This window comes from Streptomyces prasinopilosus, assembly GCF_001419695.1.
GTDB lineage: Bacteria > Actinomycetota > Actinomycetes > Streptomycetales > Streptomycetaceae > Streptomyces > Streptomyces prasinopilosus.
The window spans coordinates 1-1,290 of record NZ_LIRG01000971.1 but is presented as its reverse complement, the minus strand read 5'-3'; the positions used below and the strand labels follow the sequence as shown (position 1 = coordinate 1,290).

Annotated in this window: 2 protein-coding genes; one reads left to right on the top strand and one right to left on the bottom strand. The window is 77.2% G+C overall.

Features of this window, described 5'->3' with window-relative positions; translation table 11 throughout:
* Positions 1-682 (top strand): DNA-3-methyladenine glycosylase family protein (locus tag AOK18_RS29200; RefSeq protein ID WP_055696261.1); only part of this gene is annotated, 682 nt, incomplete at its 5' end.
* Positions 683-813: 131 nt separating this feature from the next.
* Here the strand turns inward: AOK18_RS29200 and AOK18_RS29195 are convergent.
* A partial coding sequence (locus tag AOK18_RS29195) for a nucleotidyltransferase family protein (protein ID WP_167738760.1) occupies positions 814-1,290 on the bottom strand: 477 nt, incomplete at its 5' end.

Below are 1,290 nucleotides of genomic sequence, written 5' to 3'. Positions count from 1 at the left end.
GCTGCCGGAGCTGCTCGGCGCCGCCGACGACCCGGCAGCGTTCGTCCCCCGGCACCGGTTGCTGGCGCTCACCCGGCACCGGCGGCCGGGACTGCGGCTGGCCCGGACCGGGCTGGTGCTGGAGTCGTTGATCCCGTCGGTCCTGGAACAGAAGGTCACCACCGGCGAGGCGTACCGGGCGTGGCGGCTGCTGGTGCGGAAGTACGGGGAGCCGGCCCCCGGGCCCGCGCCCGAGCGGATGGCGGTCATGCCGCCTCCCCGCACCTGGGCGCTGATCCCCTCCTGGGAGTGGCACCGGGCCGGTGTCGACGACAAGAGGGCGTCCACGGTCCTGCGGGCGGTGCGGGTCGCGGCGCGGCTGGAGGAGGCGGCCGGGATGGCCCCGGCCGCGGCGCGGGCGCGGCTGGAGCTGGTGCCGGGCATCGGTCCGTGGACGTCGGCGGAGACGGTGCAGCGCAGCCACGGCGCCCCGGACGAGGTCACCACCGGGGACCTGCACCTGCCGGGCATCGTGGGGTGGGCGCTGGCCGGGGACCGGTACGCGGACGACGCGGCGATGCTGGACCTGCTGGAGCCGTACGCCGGTCAGCGGCACCGGGCGGCCCGGCTGGTCCTGCTGAGCGGCAGGACGCCGGCGCGGCGGGCGCCGAAGATGCCGCGCTGGGACATCGGACGGCTGTGAGGCCGGGCCCTCCCCCGCCCGTTCCCCTCAGCGTCCGCCCCTCGGCCGTGCGGGTTCTTCGGAGCCGTCCGGCCCCGCACAGGGCCGGTACCGGTACCGCACCGGGCCGGTACGGGCCCGGTTCCGCACGGTCACTCGTCCGAGGAGAAGCGCACCGACCCGGCCGGGATCCGCGCGTCGCACCAGACCCTGGCCCCGTCCCGGAGTTCGTTGCGGGCGCCGACGACCGCGCCGTCGCCTATCACCGTCCCGGTGAGGACCGACCGCTCCCCCACCCGCGCGTGCGTGCCGATCAGCGAGTCGGTGACGACCGCGCCGGGTTCGATGACCGCCCCCGGCAGGATCGTGCTGCCGAAGACGTGCGCACCCTCCGCCACGAACGCGCCCTCGCCCACCACGGTCCCGCCCGCCAGCTTGGCGTCCGGTGCCACCCTCGCCGTCGGCAGGACCAGCCGGTCGCCGCAGCGCCCCGGGACCGCCGGGGACGGGGCGCGGCCCAGCACCAGGTCCGCGGAGCCCCGTACGAAGGCCGCCGGTGTGCCGAGGTCCAGCCAGTACGTGGAGTCGACCAGCCCCTGGAGGTGGGCCCCGGCCGACAGCAGGTCCGG